Origin of the sequence: Bacillus sp. SIMBA_008 (assembly GCF_046535495.1) — a bacterium.
In the GTDB taxonomy this organism is placed as follows: domain Bacteria; phylum Bacillota; class Bacilli; order Bacillales; family Bacillaceae; genus Bacillus; species Bacillus subtilis.
On record NZ_JAWRWL010000651.1, the window covers coordinates 1 to 263 of the forward strand.

The following is a 263-nucleotide window of genomic DNA, read 5'->3' on the forward strand; positions in this document are numbered from 1 at the left end:
GTCTGTCAGTGCATCCATCCCCGTCAGGTATTCAATAATCGGATTCATTCGTCATTCATCTCCTATTCGTGCTTTGCATCAGATAAAATCGAGGCAAATTCCTGCAATTGCCTTGTTGATGTATCCGCATCCTGCTGCATGATTTCTTTCAGCTGCGGATCGGATACGAGCGCTTTCATGGTTTTGGATTTCGTCAGGCAAAGTGACTTAAAAGAAGCCATCTCCTGAATTTCGAGTAATTCATGTAAGGCGCTGGCCATTTC

The 263-nt window shown here is 44.5% G+C and carries 1 protein-coding gene; it reads right to left on the bottom strand.

The features are described from left to right. Positions 1–62: 62 nt before the first annotated feature. Positions 63–260 carry a hypothetical protein gene (locus tag SB658_RS24830; protein WP_003156073.1) on the bottom strand — a complete coding sequence of 66 codons (198 nt, stop codon included), beginning with the start codon at positions 258–260 and terminating at the stop codon, positions 63–65. Positions 261–263 lie beyond the last annotated feature (3 nt).

Bases quoted from the DNA above. Each gene is read 5' to 3' on its own strand.
- SB658_RS24830 (WP_003156073.1), bottom strand. From the start codon at position 260: ATGGCCAGCGCCTTACATGAATTACTCGAAATTCAGGAGATGGCTTCT.